The 18358-nt window shown below is 50.7% G+C and carries 16 protein-coding genes; 11 read left to right on the top strand and 5 right to left on the bottom strand.

What is annotated here, in order from left to right:
- Nucleotides 1-34: 34 nt before the first annotated feature.
- Together MKY48_RS33355 and MKY48_RS33350 are read right to left on the bottom strand one after the other, a co-directional pair.
- On the bottom strand, nt 35-1417 hold the full coding sequence (locus MKY48_RS33355) for a HAMP domain-containing sensor histidine kinase (protein ID WP_339269122.1): 1383 nt from the start codon (nt 1415-1417) through the stop codon (nt 35-37).
- Nucleotides 1414-2091: a response regulator transcription factor gene (locus tag MKY48_RS33350; RefSeq protein WP_339269120.1), complete on the bottom strand. Its 678-nt coding sequence runs from the start codon at nt 2089-2091 to the stop codon at nt 1414-1416. The genes MKY48_RS33355 and MKY48_RS33350 overlap by 4 nt, the downstream gene beginning before the upstream one ends.
- Nucleotides 2092-2346: 255 nt before the next feature.
- Between MKY48_RS33350 and MKY48_RS33345 the strand changes: the two genes are divergently transcribed.
- A complete protein-coding gene (locus MKY48_RS33345; RefSeq protein WP_339269118.1) occupies nt 2347-3033 on the top strand; it encodes a hypothetical protein in 687 nt (228 codons plus the stop codon).
- Nucleotides 3034-3305: 272 nt separating this feature from the next.
- Nucleotides 3306-4874 (top strand): peptidoglycan DD-metalloendopeptidase family protein, encoded by a 1569-nt coding sequence (locus MKY48_RS33340; protein ID WP_339269116.1) that lies wholly within the window; start codon nt 3306-3308, stop codon nt 4872-4874.
- A 1195-nt stretch (nt 4875-6069) separates the two neighbouring features.
- Here the strand turns inward: MKY48_RS33340 and MKY48_RS33335 are convergent.
- Nucleotides 6070-6366: a hypothetical protein gene (locus MKY48_RS33335; RefSeq protein ID WP_339292081.1), complete on the bottom strand. Its 297-nt coding sequence runs from the start codon at nt 6364-6366 to the stop codon at nt 6070-6072.
- Between the two features lie 532 nt (nt 6367-6898).
- Between MKY48_RS33335 and yycF the strand changes: the two genes are divergently transcribed.
- Genes yycF through MKY48_RS33310 form a run of 5 tightly spaced genes read left to right on the top strand, consistent with a single transcriptional unit; the run spans nt 6899 to nt 12335 of the window.
- A complete protein-coding gene (yycF, locus tag MKY48_RS33330; RefSeq protein WP_339292080.1) occupies nt 6899-7630 on the top strand; it encodes a response regulator YycF in 732 nt (243 codons plus the stop codon).
- Nucleotides 7630-9459 carry a cell wall metabolism sensor histidine kinase WalK gene (walK, locus tag MKY48_RS33325; protein WP_339292079.1) on the top strand — a complete coding sequence of 610 codons (1830 nt, stop codon included), beginning with the start codon at nt 7630-7632 and terminating at the stop codon, nt 9457-9459. Before yycF ends, walK begins: the two co-directional genes overlap by 1 nt.
- The gene (gene yycH, locus MKY48_RS33320) at nt 9456-10736 is read left to right on the top strand and encodes a two-component system activity regulator YycH (RefSeq protein WP_339292078.1); all 1281 of its coding nucleotides are present in this window, start codon (nt 9456-9458) and stop codon (nt 10734-10736) included. The genes walK and yycH overlap by 4 nt, the downstream gene beginning before the upstream one ends.
- Nucleotides 10737-10774: 38 nt before the next feature.
- Entirely contained in the window at nt 10775-11524 is a 750-nt protein-coding gene (gene yycI, locus MKY48_RS33315) for a two-component system regulatory protein YycI (protein ID WP_339292077.1), read from the top strand.
- Nucleotides 11525-11531: 7 nt separating this feature from the next.
- On the top strand, nt 11532-12335 hold the full coding sequence (locus tag MKY48_RS33310; RefSeq protein WP_339269106.1) for an MBL fold metallo-hydrolase: 804 nt from the start codon (nt 11532-11534) through the stop codon (nt 12333-12335).
- 167 nt (nt 12336-12502) lie between these two features.
- On the opposite strand, the gene MKY48_RS33305 is transcribed toward MKY48_RS33310, so the two are convergent.
- A complete protein-coding gene (locus MKY48_RS33305; protein WP_256720877.1) occupies nt 12503-12766 on the bottom strand; it encodes an alpha/beta-type small acid-soluble spore protein in 264 nt (87 codons plus the stop codon).
- Nucleotides 12767-13002: 236 nt separating this feature from the next.
- Nucleotides 13003-13758 (bottom strand): AraC family transcriptional regulator, encoded by a 756-nt coding sequence (locus MKY48_RS33300; RefSeq protein WP_339292076.1) that lies wholly within the window; start codon nt 13756-13758, stop codon nt 13003-13005.
- 278 nt (nt 13759-14036) lie between these two features.
- On the opposite strand from MKY48_RS33300, the gene MKY48_RS33295 reads away from it, so the two are divergent.
- The 4 genes from MKY48_RS33295 (at nt 14037) to MKY48_RS33280 (ending at nt 18144) form a co-directional block, all read left to right on the top strand.
- Nucleotides 14037-15359: a sugar ABC transporter substrate-binding protein gene (locus MKY48_RS33295; RefSeq protein ID WP_339292075.1), complete on the top strand. Its 1323-nt coding sequence runs from the start codon at nt 14037-14039 to the stop codon at nt 15357-15359.
- Nucleotides 15360-15454: 95 nt separating this feature from the next.
- On the top strand, nt 15455-16336 hold the full coding sequence (locus MKY48_RS33290; protein ID WP_339292074.1) for a sugar ABC transporter permease: 882 nt from the start codon (nt 15455-15457) through the stop codon (nt 16334-16336).
- Nucleotides 16333-17166 carry a carbohydrate ABC transporter permease gene (locus MKY48_RS33285; protein WP_339292073.1) on the top strand — a complete coding sequence of 278 codons (834 nt, stop codon included), beginning with the start codon at nt 16333-16335 and terminating at the stop codon, nt 17164-17166. The genes MKY48_RS33290 and MKY48_RS33285 overlap by 4 nt, the downstream gene beginning before the upstream one ends.
- A 30-nt stretch (nt 17167-17196) precedes the next feature.
- Complete coding sequence (locus MKY48_RS33280; protein WP_339269096.1) at nt 17197-18144, top strand: nucleoside hydrolase; 948 nt, start codon at nt 17197-17199, stop codon at nt 18142-18144.
- Nucleotides 18145-18358: the final 214 nt, after the last annotated feature.

The raw sequence follows: 18358 nt of genomic DNA, 5'->3' as shown, positions 1-18358 counted from the left end.
TATGAACGGAGCATGAACTCACGATAAGGCTGCATTACACGATGGAGAGAATGACGGTGAAGGTGGTTCCTTTTCCAGGCTCACTCGTTACTTCAATACGCCCGCCATGGAGCTCAACAATCTTCTGAGTAATGGATAAGCCCAATCCGCTGCTGCCCTCGGAACGATCCCGAGCCTCATCCACACGGTAGAACCTGTTAAAGATGTGGGGGAGATGCTCTTGCGGAATGCCAATGCCCGTATCCGAGATCTCGATGCTGCATTGTTTGTTGTTTTGTTCGGTGACACGCAGCGAGATGACGCCCTCTGGAGCCGTAAATTTAATGCTGTTGGTGATGAGGTTGGTCCATACTTGATGCAGCAGGTGTTGATCACCATAGATATAGGTTGAAGGCAGCGACATATCGATGGTCAAGTCCTTGCTGCGCCAGCTCCATTCGGTGTGAAACAATACCTGCCTGATTTGCTCGGCAACGTCGAAGGTGGATTTCTCCAGAATGTTCTCTTCCTTATCCAAGGAAGCCAGCATAAGCAGCTGTTTGCTAAGTTGGGATATTCGGCGGCTCTCCGCTTCAATGATCGACAAGTAACGCTGCCGCTGTTCTTCGGACAAACGCTTGGTTTGCAGCGTCTGCGAAAAGCCCTGAATGGAGGCAAGCGGTGACTGGATTTCATGCGATACATTGGATACAAACTCCTGACGCATCTGCTCCAGCTGCGCCAAACCTTTGGCCATCTGGGAAAAATGATTTGCGAGCTGTCCCAGCTCATCCCGCCGGGTGACATTCAGCTCAATGTTATATTGGCCCTGCGCCACGCTCTGGGTAGCCTCAGTTAACTTCACAATCGGTTTCACGATATATCGCGTAATGATGCCTACAAGCAGAATGCTCAGCAGGATGGCGATGGCCATAATGATCGAGAAGAAGATCCGCATTTCCCCGAATTGAACGGTAATATCGGGCCTGATGAAGAGCGCGTGAGACCTGCCGTCAACCTGTAATGGAATGCCGATAGAATTGCTTAGGACATTGTCGAAAAAACCGGTAATGAACAGTTCAGATGGGAACTCCCCGATGCCATGGTACACCTTCCCGTTCAGTACCCGCTGCACCGTTTCGGTCGAGAGATCGCGTTCACGGAATAAGCCGCCATAGAACCACTCTTTGCCTTGATTGTTCACCAGATAGAATTGATAGCCGAGCTGTCCGATGTGGTGGAGATATTCATGAATATCAATCTCCGGGTGGCTGTCATAGAAATCGCCGATATCCTTGGCCATGGTGGTGACCTTCTGATCATTAAATGGCTTGAGATTGTACTGGTAGTAGAGATTGGACAGCACAAAAGCAATCAAGCTGCTGATAACCATAATGGCGATGGTAGTGAGGACGATTCGCGAATAGAGGGTTTTCACTGCGGCATCGCCTCCAATTTATACCCCACACCCCGAATGGTCCGTATTTGGAAATCTCCGCTTCGGTCCGCGAAGCGTTCCCGCAGCCGTTTGATATGGACGTCAACGGTCCGGTCATCTCCGTCAAAATCCGTTCCCCAGATGAGCTGAATCAATTCCTCGCGCGAGAACGTCCGGTCCGGGTAGCTCGCAAGCTGGGAGAGAAGTTCAAATTCCTTCATCGGCAGCATCAGTACCTTCCCGTGCCCCTGGACTTCATAGCTTTTGCGGTCGATGATGGTTTCGTTCAGATGGATCTTATCCGCGCTGACCATCTGATACCGCCGCAAAAGCGCCTTGATTCGAAACAGCAGCTCCCTTGGTTCAAATGGTTTGGTTAAGTAGTCATCCGTTCCAACAGCAAAGCCTTTCTCCTTATCCACGAGCTGATCCTTGGCCGTCAGCAGAATAACGGGAAAATCATAATAACGCCGAATTTCTTCGCAGAGCTGATAACCGTCCTTGTTCGGCATCATGACATCCACAACAGCCAGGTGAACCTGTTCCTCCGCTAAGCAAGCAGAAGCTTCCTCCCCATCAGCAGCAGTAAAGACCGTGTACCCTTCGGATTGAAGATGATATTGCAGCAGTTCCCGAATATGCGCGTCGTCATCCGCGATTAATATATGAATCATTACTAGAATGAACCTCCTTCATGTGTAGTTCCGATGACTATATATGTATCATAAATACCCCTGTGCGGTCGATTGCAGCCTTCATAGCACGGAAGTAGTGTGGCCTAAAATCACCTGAATCATGAAATATATCAAATGGAAGTAGAAAAAATGGATGATATGGGATTGAAGCGATACCGAGCCGTCAATACTGGAAAAAGAAAGCAATCATTGTCATGTCATTTCAGAGCATGCATGAGCGAAGGAGGAGTACGGATGAAGTGGATGAAATGGCTGCTGAAAGTCAGCCTGACCGCCATCCTGGTGAGCACGCTCACAATTGTGACAACAGGCATCGTGGTCAATGCCTATATTCAATCGGTGTTATCCAGCTTTAATATTCAGCTGGAGACAGAGTCGATGGGGGTTGGAGGTATTATGAAGTCGATGCTGGGCATGGGCTCCGGCACAAAGTCGGATGTTGGCAGCGTCAACGCCGTGAAGGATAACGAATCGGCAGAAGATAAAGGTACCGAGTCCAACGAACCGGCATCAGGAGCCGGATCAGAGACGAAAGGTGAGGCAAAAGAGGACGAGGAGACCAGTTCGGACCCATCGGGGACGACGGGTGAGCCGCCAGCAGATGAAGAGGCACCGGATAATTCTTTGCCAGTGATGGGCACGAACACGACAGAGCAGCCTGATGATTCCTCGCTGGAAGATCAGGAGATTGTAATGACACCGGGGGAAATTGTGGATCGGAAGGACAGTCTGCCAACAGAGGAGAAGGAAGAGATTTTTACCATGCTGATGAATAAGCTGCCTCAATCGGAAATGCAGAAGATCTCCGAGGCGATGGAGGATGGTCTGACCGCAGCGGAACTTGCGGACATCGAACAGGGCATATCCAAATATTTGAATGCAGAGGAATTCGATAAACTGATTACCATGCTCAAAGAATAACGGTATGACGGCGTTCAGGCCTGTTCTGTCACTGTTTTGTCACTGACTTGCTAAGGATATATATTAGGAAAAATGAGGAAACCCGCGCTGGGCGCGGGTTTTTCGCTGTTTTCGTAAACTTGAAATGATTGTAAAGGCTATGTTAAAGTATACGAAGATCGAAAAGGTTAAAATTTTGATACCTTTTGACAGGTTGTGTCACATTCAATGCTAAGTCAGCATGTTCAGATGAATGGATTCTTACATATGAACAAGGCTTAAAGGAGAGAGACATGAAAGGTTCTAAGGGGAAACGGTGGATAGACAGCCTCTTGCGTAAGCAAGCAGCCGATCATTCTGCCCACAACAACAACTCGAATCGTGAGCCCTCGGAGCCGTCAAATCCACAAAAACGGGGATGGACCTCACCGCGCAGGTGGATTTGGATTTCGGCAGGGGCAATGCTCATAGCAGGATCGATATATACGGGCGGAAAAGCGTATGTGAACGCGAATACGGTTCCGTTCTATCATGTGTATGTAGATGGAAAAGCAATCGGTACCATTCAAGATGATGCCCAGCTTAACCAGCTGATTAAAGAGAAGCAGAAGGAATATCAGGAAGAGTACCCAGATGTACTTATGGTGCTCAATACCAACGGCATTACAACCAAAGCCGACCGTTCTTATAAACCAGAGGTGAACAGCGAGGAGACACTCCATAAGCTGGATAACATCCTGAAGGCATATGCCCGCGGCGTGGAGCTGAAGGTGAACGGCAAGACCGTGGCGATCGTGAAGGATCAGCAGACGGCCAAAGCTGCCGTCGAAGCAGCCAAGCTGAAGTTCGCGCCGGCGGCTGCCCAGAAAGAGAAGACGCAGAAGGTCGCTTTCACGAAGACGTCCGCATCGGCATCGGGCAAGAAGAGTGGTGACGGAAGCGGGCTCCAATCGGTTGACATTAAAGAAAAAATCTCGCTGGCCAACACGAAGGCTGATCCGAACAAGGTGCTGGACGTGGAAGAAGCGGTCAAGGTGCTGACCGGCACGAAGGACAAGCCGGTGGTGTACACGGTGAAAGAGGGGGATACGATCTCCTCAATTGCACAGCATTTCGGTATGAAGTCTGCGGACGTCATGGCGCTGAATCCCGGACTGGAGGAGAAATATGTTCAGATCGGGGCCGAGCTGCAGGTGACGAAGCCGGAAGCGCCGCTGACGGTAAGAACGGTGGAGACGGTGTCGTTGAAGCAGCCAAGCAAACCGGAAACGATTGTCCGCAAGAGCAGTGAGCTTCCACTTGGGAAACGAAAGGTCGTCCGTCCCGGGCGGGATGGCGTCAAAACCGTGGATTACATCGTGACCAAAGAGAACGGGAAGGTTATCTCCAAGCAATGGACGGGTCAACAGGTGGTTCAGGAATCGCTGCCGGAAGTTGTGTACAAAGGCACCAAGGTGGCGCCTAAGAAAAAAGCAGTAACGGTGACCCAGAAATCCGACGGCAGCATGTTCGCATGGCCGGTCAGCAGCGCGCGTATTACGAGCCCCTACGGTCATCGCTGGGGAAGAAGCCATGAGGGTGTCGATATGGTTGGCGGAAGCACGATTATGGCAGCCGCCTCGGGAACCGTGGTCTTCGCTGGTCAGCAGAGCGGTTACGGCAATGTCGTCATTGTCGATCATGGCAATGGATACCGCACCCTATATGGGCATATGAGCAGGATTTCCGTGAGCAGCGGACAATCCGTTGGACAAGGCACCAAGCTGGGCGTCATGGGCAATACGGGCCGTTCTACTGGAACTCATCTCCATTTCGAAGTGCAAAAAAATGGAGTTGCCCAAAATCCGATGAATTATCTGTAGTTCTGTGTTATACTAGGTAAACCAATGCGACATAAGCCATTATTGGTTCATATATCATAATAGTGAAGATGGCCGCTCCTTAACGGGGGCGGCCATCTTTGCGTCTTGCCAGTCGGAGTGGGGATGTGGGGTAGAACGGGAAATATCTTTCCAGCCGCTGTTGTCCGCCCTTTGTCTGAATTGAATTTTATGAGGGGACAAAGGACTCCCAAAGGCGTCTTCCAAGATATTTTCCCTTATCTGTCGAATCCATCCCCGTGCCTTCCTGCTAAGCTGCGAAGCTGGTGGCCGCTCCCTGAATCGGGGCGGCCGTAGGGAGGCGGTGTGGGTGGGGTAGAACGGGAAATATCTTTCCAGCCGCTGTTGTCCGCCCTTTGTCTGAATTGAATTTTATGAGGCGACAAAGGGCTCCCAAAGGCGTCTTCCAAGATATTTTCCCTTATCTGTCGAATCCATCCCCGTACATTCCGGCTAAGCTGCGAAGCGGGTGGCCGCCCCCTGAATCGGGGCGGCCGTAGGGAGGCGGTGTGGGTGGGGCAGAACGGGAAATATCTTTCCAGCCGCTGTTGTCCGCCCTTTGTCTGAATTGAATTTTATGAGGGGACAAAGGGCTCCCAAAGGCGTCTTCCAAGATATTTTCCCTTATCTGTCGAATCCATCCCCGTATTTCGGCCAGGCTGCGAAGCGGGTGGCCGCCCCCTGAATCGGGGCGGCCGTAGGGAGGCGGTGTGGGTGGGGTAGAACGGGAAATATCTTTCCAGCCGCTGTTGTCCGCCCTTTGTCTGAATTGAATTTTATGAGGGGACAAAGGACTCCCAAAGGCGTCTTCCAAGATATTTTCCCTTATCTGTCGAATCCATCCCCGTATTTCGGCCAGGCTGCGAAGCTGGTGGCCGCTCCCTAAAATCGAGCGGCCGTAGGGAGGCGGTGTGGGCGGGGCAGAACGGGAAATATCTTTCCAGCCGCTGTTGTCCGCCCTTTGTCTGAATTGAATTTTATGAGGGGACAAAGGACTCCCAAAGGCGTCTTCCAAGATATTTTCCCTTATCTGTCGAATCCATCCCCGTGCCTTCCGGCTAAGCTGCGAAGCTGGTGGCCGCTCCCTAAATCGAGCGGCCGTAGGGAGGCGGTGTGAGTGGGGACAGAACGGGAAAGTGTCTGCAGTGGGGGCGCAAGTGGTGTCCCTCGATAAGAATTATTCTCTTTTGTAGGCGTAGACTAGGAGATTAGCCAACGATAGTATCACCACTGCAATTAACATCATAAAGGAAACAGCGTCGCCGCTGGTTCCTAATTCATCTGCAAGGTAACCTATTTGATAGGTCAGATGAGCGGATACTGCCAAACTAATAAGGGTAATTATTGCGATTGTAAAGCCATTGATTATTTTATGGCGATTCCGAAAAATCATGATGAACAATGAGATGATCAGAATGAGGATAAACAGAATATATATGGGTCTAAAATGAGTAACTATATTTGTACTTTCCATTTATATAACTCCTTCCTGTATTTATAGATTGAGCTCTCATTCTTAACTTAAATAAAACGGATGAAACTCCCTTAAAGGATGATTCCATCATAATCCAGAAAAGTTATGAATTTCAACTATCGAGACGGTTTTACAAGAGCACGATCTTCATCATTTTAATCCGCGCACTCATAAAGCGAAAGGAGTCCTCTTCTCTTACGCCTGATCTGTTATTCATTCAAGATCATCATTAAAGTAGCCGCCCCCTGAATCAGGTGAGCTGTTAGGAGCTGTGGGTGTGTAGCGGCGGCAGGTGTGGTAAAATGGGAGGAAGACCGTTTAAGTGGTGAGTTCAAAAAGTCAAACTTTCAGCACCGAGAAGGTTGGATGAAGCTAGGGATTAGGAGCGGAGCGTACGTTTTGGGTACGTGAGCACCGGAAAGCCCGGCTGAATTCAAGATTCGATGTCGAGTGGGCTACTGGTGCTGCTTCGTGATCAAAGGGGGCTTTTTTGAACGTCCACTTTAAGTGAAGGTATGAGGTGAACAGGACAATGCAGGGAACCATTCTGGTGGTGGATGACGAACAACCCATCGCCGATATTTTAAAGTTTAACTTGGAAAAAGAGGGCTATGAGGTCATCTGCGCTTTTGATGGCATTAGCGCGGTAGAGATTGCACTCACGAAGCGGCCGGATTTAATGCTGCTTGATTTGATGCTGCCCGGAAAAGACGGAATGGATGTGTGCCGCGAGGTACGTGCCGCGAACCTGCAGATCCCGATTATCATGCTGACGGCGAAGGACGGGGAGATCGACAAGGTGCTTGGACTTGAGCTTGGCGCGGATGATTACGTGACGAAGCCGTTCAGCACCAGAGAAATACTGGCACGCGTGAAGGCGCATCTGCGCCGTCAGCAGAAGCCGGACAACTCAGCAGATAACTCAGGCGGCACAAGTGCAGGCGGACAAGGCCTGCGGCTGTTTGAGCTGTTTATTGATACCGATATGTACATGGTATACAAAAGCGGGGAAGCGCTTGATCTGACGCACCGCGAATATGAATTGGTGTATTATTTGGCCCGTAATGCCGGCAAAGTGATGACTCGTGAACATTTGCTGCAGGCGGTATGGGGTTTTGAATACTTTGGCGATGTGCGGACTGTGGATGTTACCATTCGCCGACTTCGCGAGAAGATTGAAGAGAATCCGAGCAAGCCGGAATATATCCTGACTCGGCGCGGACTAGGCTACCTGATGCGCAGCGCTAAAAACGGAGGCCTGTAATGAAGTGGTTGTCCTTCTTCCGCACCATTCAGGCGAAGGTCATCATCATCTATGTCCTTCTCATTCTGATCGCGATGCAGCTGATCGGGGTATATTTTGTTAGTGCGATGAAGAACTCGCTGACCAGCAACTTCACGAAGGATTTGCAGGAGCGCGCAGAGCTGATGTCGGTTCTGGCAGCCAAAACTCTTGGTGGCGAGAATGATACGGAGGAGGACCCGTATGAGAGCCTGCGTGTCATGGTGAACAATTTGTTCAATCTGAACGGAGCCGAGATCCAGGTGCTGGATCCCACCGGGCGGGTACTGACGACCTCGCTGCCCTCCCACGCTGATTATGTGAACACCAAGAACACGCAGACGGTTGTCAGCCGGGCCTTGCAGGGAATACAGGATAATGAAGAGTATATCATCGATGATGATAATATCCGCAAAAAAGTGGTGGCCAAGCCCGTCATGTACAACGAGAAAATCGTCGGTGCGATTTATATCGTAGCCAGCATGAGCGAGTTGTACAGCACGATGCAGCGGATCAACAATATTTTTATATCGGGCATTCTCTTGGCCCTTGGTTTGACGGCGGTGCTTGGCGTAATCCTGTCACATACGATTACCCATCCGATCAAGGAGCTGACCAAGCATGCCCGGGCTGTCGCAGATGGCCGGTTTACCGAGAAAACGCCAGTGTTCGGCAGCGATGAGATCGGCCAGCTCAGCCAGGCGTTCAACTATATGACCAGCCGTCTGCGCGAAGCCCTCTCGCAGAACGAAGAAGAGAAAGAGAAGCTTGCTTCGATTCTGACCAATATGAGCGACGGTGTTATCGCAACCGATGAAGCGGGACGCGTCATTCTAATGAACCGGCGCGCCGGCGAAATGCTGGGCGTGGAGGGGGAAAAGCTGGCAGGACACGATATCGTGTCCCTACTGGGTCTTGAGGAGTCCGAGTCAGAGGCGCTGGCGCTCAGCGAAGGTCATGATTCCAAACTGCTGGAGATTGTGCCGCACGAGGGCAGCGAACCGTTCATGATGCGTGTGACCTTTACTCCGATTCACCGGCGGGAGATTGGCATCACCGGTACGATTGCGGTGCTGCAAGACGTTACAGAGCAAGAAAAATTGGAAGCATCCCGGCGGGAGTTCGTGGCGAATGTATCCCATGAGCTGCGCACGCCGCTGACAACCATCAAGAGTTATACCGAGGCGCTCGAGGATGGGGCGCTGGAGGATAAACAGATGGGGCCGCGATTTGTCGGCGTCATTCAGAATGAGACCGGCCGGATGATCCGGCTGGTAACGGACCTGCTGCATCTGTCACGGCTTGATTCCAAGGAGGCTGCGCTGCATAAGGAGCCAACGGACATTGTGGAGATGCTGGAGGACGTAGAGGACCGTTTCTCTTTCCAAATGAAGCAAAAGCATATCCGTACCATTATTGAGGTGAAACCGGGCGTATCGACAGCTATGCTGGACCGGGATGGCATTGATCAGGTTCTCGACAACCTGATATCTAATGCTCTTAAATATACGCCAGACGGAGGCACAATCACCATGGATGCAAGCATTACGGAGGAAGGCATGCTGTCCTTATCAGTAAAGGATACCGGGATCGGCATTCCGAAGAAGGATCTTGATCGGATCTTCGAGCGCTTCTACCGGGTAGATAAGGCCCGGACTCGCAATTTAGGCGGAACGGGGCTCGGTCTATCCATTGCCCGGGAAATTGTCAGGGCACATGGAGGTTTTATTACGCTTCATTCCGAGCTGGAGAAAGGCACCACGGTGACCTTCACCTTGCCCCTGGATTATGAGGGGAGGGCGTTAACGTGAAGGAACGATTAAAGACCATTCTGTTGGTTGTGTTGGTCGTTGGCAGTTTGCTGCAGAGTTACGTTTTGATTTTCCGCTTTCCGGGCAGTGATTCGGTTGTGCAATCTAAGAACGCCTATATCCGAACCGAGGAAATGGGCCCGGAGGAAAAGGCTGAGAATCTGCTCTTTCCCGACAAGATGATTATTCATCTGGGCGAAGACCAACATACGGTGTTCTATCCGAATGATACTTTCTACAATCTCGTATATAACCGGCTTAAAGGCCGAACCTTTGATAATTTCCAGCGACGGATGGTCAGTAACATCGATTGGGCCAAGGTTCGCTCCGAGAATCGGGGCATTGAGCTGAGCTTTGATTCCGGCATTCCGGTTACCCTGCTCCAGAGAGTGATGCAGATCGTTCCGGATTCCCTGTTTGAAGGGGAGAGCATCAATAAAATATGGCTGTACAGTGTGGAAGGCGAAGCGAAGATTCATGTGATGTTTTTCAGTACGAAGGGCGATGTCGTTTATGAAGCTGCGCAGGCGGATTTGACCGTACAGGACGTGGATCAACTGGTGGACTTCGGGCTGAGCTGGACACCGTATAAGATGGTGAATGGCCGGTATTATACCCCGGAGAAGGAACTGAATATGGTCAGCATTGAACTGCCGATTGGCGAATATACGGTAGAGCAGATGCAGCGAAGTCTGTTCTTTGACCCTAGTATCACCCGCAACATCCGGGAAAAAGACGGGTCCGAGATTTATACGGACAGTAAGAGGAGCCTACAGGTAGATCAGGGGCAGAAATGGATCAGTTATACCGATCCGGCTGCGCCGCCATCCGGTGAGAGCAGCCCCGGCAAGGACGTGCTGTCCGCCATCGATTTCGTGAATCAGCACGGGGGCTGGAATGGCACGTACAGGCTGGCTAAGGCGGGTGAATCCGAGGATCGGACGCTGGTCAAATTCCAGCAGTACTATGGCGGATACCCGATCCTGAATACACCAGGCTTTCAGTATGGCGTCATGGAATTGGATTTACAGCAGGGAACAGTCACCTCGTATGAGCGCTCGCTCTTATATCTTGAGTCTGCTGCCTTGAAGAAGCAGATGGTGAAGCTGACAGGAGGCGAGGCCTTGGAAGCGAAGCTGAAGCCTTATATCGAGGAGAAAAATATGGTTATCGGTCTGGATCCTGCCTATTTACCGGTGCGTAGGGGAGAAGGGCTGCTGCTAAAGCCTGTATGGGCCTTAGAGCTCCAGAACGGGTCGGTTATCACACTCGAATAAATGATTTAGATATAATTGAATCACAAGGAGGGAAAATCATGGATTGGGGCCGTGCAAAAAATGTATTGATTTACGCGTTTTTGCTGCTGAATCTGGTGCTGGGCTATCAGCTCTGGATGGATTACCGCGAGCAGGTAGGCTCCAATCTGGATTTTACCTCGCTTTCCGACAGTACCCAACAGGTGATGGAGGAGAATGGGATTCAATTGCTGAGCCCGATTCCAACAGAAACGCCGCAGCTGCCCAAGATTAATTATATCTACAGCGCGGAAGCCCAGGGAGGGCCGGTAGGGCTGGAGCAGCCGGTGGATACCAAGCTGATTTATGCCGATGAGAAGGAATTGCGGAATGCGCTGGAAGGCAAGATCGCGGATCTTGGGAACTATCGCCATGATGAGCCATCGGATAAGGAGAACGTCTTCGTATTCCGACCGTTGGTGCAGAAGGAATGGCCCCTGTTTAATGTGGAATTGGAGTTCATCCATGAATCCCAGAAGATCCATGCGTTTCGCGTACCCGTGTTTGCGATTCTGCCAAGCAGCGATATGGTGGAGCAGAAGGTTCTGCCCGCATCGAAGGCATTGGAGACACTTATTGAACGTAATTTCATCCCGCCTGATTCGGCGGTAAGGGACATTCAGCTTGGCTATTATGGACAGTTGTTTAATACGGAGGATCAGTTAGCAGCACCAACCTGGCGGTTTACATTGGATCATGGCGAGATGATCTATGTACAAGGCATCAGCGGGGACGTGCTGACGCCAAAAAGCGATACGACAAAGGAGTAACAAGACTATGGGGATTTCATTTTCCGTGCTGTCGAGCGGCTCAACGGGCAATGCGACCATTGTCCGCAATGAGGATACGACACTGCTGATTGATGCGGGCTTAAGTGCAAAGCGCATTGATGAGCTGTTGAAGGAACGCGAAATGATGGGAGAAGAAATCGACGGGATCCTGGTCACGCATGAGCATTCGGATCATATCCGTGGGCTTGGCGCAGTGGCACGCAAATACAATCTGCCGATCTATGCGAATGAGAAGACGTGGGAAGCGATGAGCAAGTCGCTGGGCAAGATTGCGGAAGAGAACCGGATTGTGCTGGAGAGTCATGAGGTCAAGGATTTTGGCACGCTTCGGGTGGAGCCGTTTGAAATATCCCATGACGCTGCGGCACCGGTCGGTTATTGCTTCTATGACGGCGAGGAGAAGCTGGGCGTCGCTACGGACCTCGGTTATGTCAGTGATAAGGTGAAGAAAGCGCTGGATGGATCGGATGTCCTGGTCCTGGAAGCCAATCACGATATTGAGATGCTCCGGATGGGACGCTATCCGTGGAATACCAAACGCCGGATTCTCGGCGACATGGGGCATTTATCGAATAATTCGGCAGGCGATGCCTTAAGCGAGCTGCTGACGGGAGATACCAAACGTACATATCTTGCTCATCTCAGTCTCGATCATAACATGATGGAGCTGGCGAGAATGACCGTACGCGATACGATGGAGGACCGCGGCTGCTTCTTTAAGGATAGCGAGTTTAAATTGTGCGATACGTATTATGACCGTCCGACCCCTTGGGATAAGGTGGGAGAATAGGTTTCGGCAACGACAGGTTTACCGTAGGAAATTTATTTTCGAAGCCATCATATATTATTTATCATTATACAGGCATTACAAAAACAGCCCCACCGTCATAGGGATCTATGATATGGAGCTGTTTTTTCTGTTTAAGGAATACCATATTCCGAGAAACAAGGCTCGTTCTAGCGCTTGCTGAGGCTCTCTTGCGCCATACGAACCATCTCCCGGACCATGGAACCGCCAATCGCACCGCCGACTTTACCGGCCTGCTCGGTGGTCAAATCTCTGTTGTCGCCCGGTTTAAGGGGTACACCAAGTGACTTGGCGACCTCATATTTGACGTCCTGCTGTCTCTGCGGGTCTACTTGATAGCCTTCCTCCCGCATGACGTTGGTCATGAACTGCTGCATTTCGGGACTCCGGCGCCGCCTTGATCTTCTAGCCATTCCATAACCCCTCCTTACAGTATGGTTTCCCCTTCATAACATTCCCTGCAGGTCACCTACAGATGAATGGATAACCTAACCAGTTCAACTATGGGAAGAGCTGAAGAAAATGGGGTCGTGGGAGAGGTGGAAAATTCTGCACATAAGACAGAATCAGAGCATCGCTTGCATTCATTATCTGACGAAATCTTACCCACCATATAAACATAGAGGTATACCTTTAGATGTACTTCGTATTAGAGGCTGGGTTGTTTACGGAAGGTCATCGGGGTAACCCCGGTTTCCCGCTTAAATACAGCACAGAACTGGGAGTCCTTGACGAATCCCGAATCGTTAGCCACTTGCGAGATGGTCATTTCCGTGTGCAGAAGCAGGGACTTGGCATGATCCAGCCGTTTGCGCAGCAAATAGTGCTGGGGAGAGACGCCTGTTGTTTCCTTAAACAAATGGCGGAAGCGCTCGTAACTGTACCCGGACATGCTGGCTAATGATTCGCCGGAAATTTTTTGCTGAAAATGCTCGTCCATATAATTGATGGCGTATTTAAGCCGTCCTTCAACCGGCTGGAGATGTTTGTTCAGACCTACCAGACGCTTAATTTGCGTGGTCAACTCGCTGACGAGCAGATTGAGCATCTCATAATATCCCTCCTGCTGGGAGGTAAACTCATATTCCATCCTCAGAATCAACTGCTGGATCGTATGTTTATCGTCATCCTCAATGACTTTGTTCAAATTGCGGATGACCTCTTCCTGTTCGCAGAGAAAGCCGATAAAGAGCAGCTCCGAATCGGAGGTATGCTTCTCATCGTGCAGGGTATGCGGAGAGACGAGGGCGAAGGTATGCGGTTTGAAGGTGAAATTGGTCGTTCCGATCCGCGTATTTCCGCTTCCGCCAAAGTAATAAACAAGTTCATAGCATTTATGCTGATGCAGCTGAATGTAGGTGTCTTTTTTATGGTGAGTATGGAAAAGAAACAGCAACCGGTTCATAATTCCCCTCCTTGTGGCTAAATATTAGCCGATTATTATAAAAAGATGACCGAATTCGGGTGATATCCCGCTTGTTTTATTGTTATTATCCTATCAGTTAGTTCCTATTATGACAATTCGACAAGGCGTGTCATCTTATGCTTTAGGGGGACGTTTCTATTCTATTGTCGGTATTTTTGTTATTTTCGTTACAGGTTATGGGTTAGGAACCAACAAACTATAGAGAAAAACGGGGGAGTCGGCTTATCATGGTATTTTCTAAAAAGAGAAGTTTTACAATGTTAGCGGCATTACTCATGGTTTCACTATTGCTCTCCGCATGTTCCGGGTCTGGAGCTGGAAGCAGTACGGCTGGATCGGGGGAGAAATCAGGTTCGAAGACCCTGACGATTATGGCGGAAACCAGTTCCCATGCGGATGCGTTCAAGAGCATCATCCCTGACTTCGAGGAAAAGTACGGCGTGAAAGTGAATGTCGTGGAACTTCCTTACGACCAGTATCAACAACAGCTTAAATTAAAATTTGTATCCGAACAGGTCGATTTCGATTTGGCGTACATCCCGATCGGCTGGGTGCCTGAATTCCAACTGGCGAACTATATCGTTCCGATTGCCACGGAGCAGGCCAAACTGGACGAGCTGGAATTGGATGATTTTCCGGGAATCGACAACGCTTATTTCGGTGCCGACAAACAGCTGTATTTCCTTCCTTATATGAATGAAACGCACGGTATTCTGTATCGGACCGACCTGTTCGAAGATGCGGCCGAGAAGAAAGCGTTTCAGGACAAGTATGGCTATGAGCTTCAGCCGCCGCAGACGATGCAGCAGTACAAGGATATCGCGGCATTCTTCAACCGTCCGGACGAGAACCTGTACGGTGTGACTCTGATGGGCGAGAATAGCATTCTGTCCGGTTTTGCGTTCTATAACCGTCTGTTTAACTACGGCGGCGACTTATACGACGACAATTATAAACAGCAATTTAACAATGAAGCGGGTATCAAAGCGCTGAATGACTTCAAGGAATTGTTCCAGTATGCTTCTCCTGCGGCCAGACAGTATGGTTGGTCGGATGCTTCCTCCGAGTTCCTGCAAGGACGCAGCGCGATGGCGGAGATGGCCACTACGGTAGCGCAAATGGCACAGGATCCGAATCAATCCACTATTGCCGGTAAGGTTGGCTTCACTGCAATTCCGGCAAATGACGACAATACGAGCGACATTAAACGCTTCTATCTGCCATACGGCTTTGTCATGACCAAGCATTCCGACAATCAGGAGGCCGCTTTCCAATGGATGGAGTTCGCAACCAGCCAAGAAATGATGGAGAAGGCAGCGCCGGTAGGAAACATTCCTGCCCGTACTTCGGCGCTTACCGGAAGTTTGGCTTCGGAATATAGCTTCTATGAGCCGCATGCGGACATCATGAATTCCTTCCGCTTGGAGACGCTGCCGCTCATTCCGGAAGGTTCGACGATTACAGGCGAAATTCTGCCGAATGCCGTCGTGAAATATTTGTTCGGCGAACGAGCTGCCGAGGATGCCCTGAAAGAGGCGGAAACCGAATTCAATGAATTGATGAAATCGCGAGGATACTAAGGATCATACAGGAATGACAGCAGTTCGCTGCTAAGAGAAAGGAAGGGGCACCCTTCCTTTCTCTATATTCTCTAACGTAAGGCGGTTAATGAACAATGCCATCTCAACCACGTGAAAGACTATGGTTCGTTTTGCCGGGCATTCTGATCATCGTTCTGGTTCTGCTGATTCCGATTCTGGCAGCACTGGGACTCAGTTTTTTCTCCTACCCGCTACAGCGACCGGATTTGGGCATCCAATTTATTGGACTCGATAATTTCAAAAGGCTTCTGGCGGACACCACCTTCATGAATTCATTATGGAGAAGTGTCCAGTTCACGGTAGGTGCCGTTGCCGCGGAAATAATCGTGGGAACGATGCTGGCCCTGCTGCTGAAGGGTCATGTGTGGGGGAAGTCATTCTTCAAAGTTGCCTTTATGGTCCCTATGATGATGGTTCCGGTTGTTGTCGGGGTAGCCTGGAGGCTGTTCCTGCTTCCGGAATTTACGCCGCTAGGTCCCATCTTTAAATTTCTGCATATTCCCTTCGATACATCGAAGCTGCTGACCGATCCGGGCTGGGCGATGTTCTCGGTCATTCTGGCGGACGTGTGGCAGTGGAGTCCGTTTGTCATGATTATGGTACTCGCTAACCTTCAAGGGATCCCGGACGATGTGTACGAGGCCGCCCAGATGGACGGGGCTTCCAGATGGAAGACCTTCTGGTCGATGACCCTGCCATTGGTTGCCCCGGCTTTGCTGTCCGTAGCCGTGCTGCGGGCGATGGACGCCGTCCGGACCTTCGACTTGGTCTACATTCTAACCAGTGGCGGACCGGGCACGGCAACCGAGCTGGTGTCGGTATACAACTATAAAATCGCATTTAGCCGCTATGACATGGGATATGCGTCGGCTGTCTCCACTGCCGTGATGATTCTGCTGGCCGTTGTCATATTTGGTGCGCTTTATATGCTTAGCCGGGGAGGGAAGAAGCAATGAACAGCCGAAGACGGAAACGCCATCTGTTTACAGGAATCAAAACAGGAATACTTCTCCTGTTCTTCCTCTTCTTCATGCTGCCGATTGTATGGGTGGCGCTGACATCGATTAAACGCCCTGTTGACCAGATGGCCATTCCGCCGGTCTGGTTCCCGGAGCAGCCGGTCTTTGACAGTTACCTGACCCTGTTTCAGAATCCGGATTTTGTGACAAGCCTGGTGAACAGCCTGCTGATTTCCGGCATTGCCACGTTGATCACCGTGGTTATCGGTGCGATTGCGGCTTATTCGATTGAACGCTTCCGTACCGGGGGCCCGCTGCTGCCGAATCTGCTCTTGATGACGCGGATGATTCCGCCCGTTGTCGTGATTGTGCCGATCTTCCTGCTGGCTTACCGCGTAAATCTGCTGGATACGTATGTTCTTTTAATCATTACCTATTCTGCGCTGAATATGGCGCTAATCATATGGCTGCTCCGTTCCTTCTTCGCCCAGCTGCCCGTGGAGATGGAGGAGGCGGCGATGATTGACGGCTGTTCCCGCATCGGATTGTTCTTCCGCATCGTGCTGCCGGTGGTCATGCCGGGCATTGCGGCAGCGGGGCTGATCTGCTTCATCTTCTGCTGGAATGAGTTCCTGTTCGCGGTGACACTGTCGGGCGCCCATACGAAGACGATGCCGGTTCTGACCAGCACCTTCGTGAGCGAACGCGGACTGGACCGGGGGCTGATGTCGGCCAGCGGCTTGATATCTAGCCTGCCTGTTATTGTACTAACGATTGTGTTCCAGCGCTATTTGGTGAGCGGTCTCACCCAGGGAAGTGTAAAGTAATATTTTTCGTATGGAGAGAGGAAGAATTCAATGAAAAAGGTAATTATTGACTGTGATCCGGGGATGGACGATTCCCTGGCCCTGATCTTGGCGATCAAATCCCCTGCCCTTCAGGTAGAGGCCGTTACGACGGTAGCCGGTAACTATCCGATCGATGTGACTAGCACGAATGCCCTGAAAGTCATGGAGCTGCTTGGGAAGATCGATATCCCTGTAGCTAAAGGCATGGGGAAACCGCTGGTGCGGGCACTGGCTTCCGATCCGTTCAGTCATGGTTCGGACGGACAAGCTGAATATCATCTGCCGGCGCCGAAGCTGGAGCTGTCAAGCCTGCATGGCGCTGACATGATTATAGAGATGGTCAAGAAGAATGAGGGAGATATTCATATTCTGGCGCTGGGTCCCCTGACCAATGTGGCGCTGGCCATGATGATTGCACCGGAGATCAAACCGATGATCAGCTCGATCACGGCGATTGCCGGTTCCTATGGTCTTAATAGATATGCAACAGCTAACGCTACCGGCGATAATCCGCAGAGTGAGTGGAATGTGTACGTGGATCCGGAAGCTGCAGAGATCGTATTTAACTCAGGCGTGCCGCTGTATGCCATCGGATTGGACGTTGCTACTCATTTTGACGTGAACTTTACGGAGAGTGAGCTTGCCGAGCTGAAGCAGTCTCAAAACCGCGAGGCGGATTTCCTGCATAACATGATTCAATTCGTGCTGGGACGCGGCTTTGAATCGTATTGCGTGCTCATCGATTCGATGGCTGTCGCCGCAGTAATCGAGCCTTCCTTGATTCAATACGTGAAGGGCAAGGTCGGGATCGAGACGAAGGGGGAATTAACCCTGGGCATGACGATTTTGGATACGCGCCATCACCACACTTGGGAACATTTGCCCGAGATCAATGTGGCCTATGAAGCAGACTACCGCCGTTTCTTACGAATGGTGATGGATGCCGTGCTCGCTTAATTGCGGGGAGAGTTTATTATCTTGTCAGTAGTGGGCGCATAAGCTAGATTCATCTTCAACCAGAAACCCTACCATATGTGATAGGGTTTCTGGTTTTTTTAATAGGGAAACAGGACAAGCCGATCTTGTCTACAGGGGTCAAGCGGAGGGGAGCAGGAAGAATTTTTCCAAGGGGTGGCTTAGGAAGAATAAGTTGCGGGGAATCCAAATAGGA

Source organism: Paenibacillus sp. FSL W8-0187, from assembly GCF_037969755.1.
Taxonomy (GTDB): domain Bacteria; phylum Bacillota; class Bacilli; order Paenibacillales; family Paenibacillaceae; genus Paenibacillus_AQ.
Note: the sequence above shows the minus strand (reverse complement) of the source record. Positions and strands in the feature narration are given on the sequence as shown.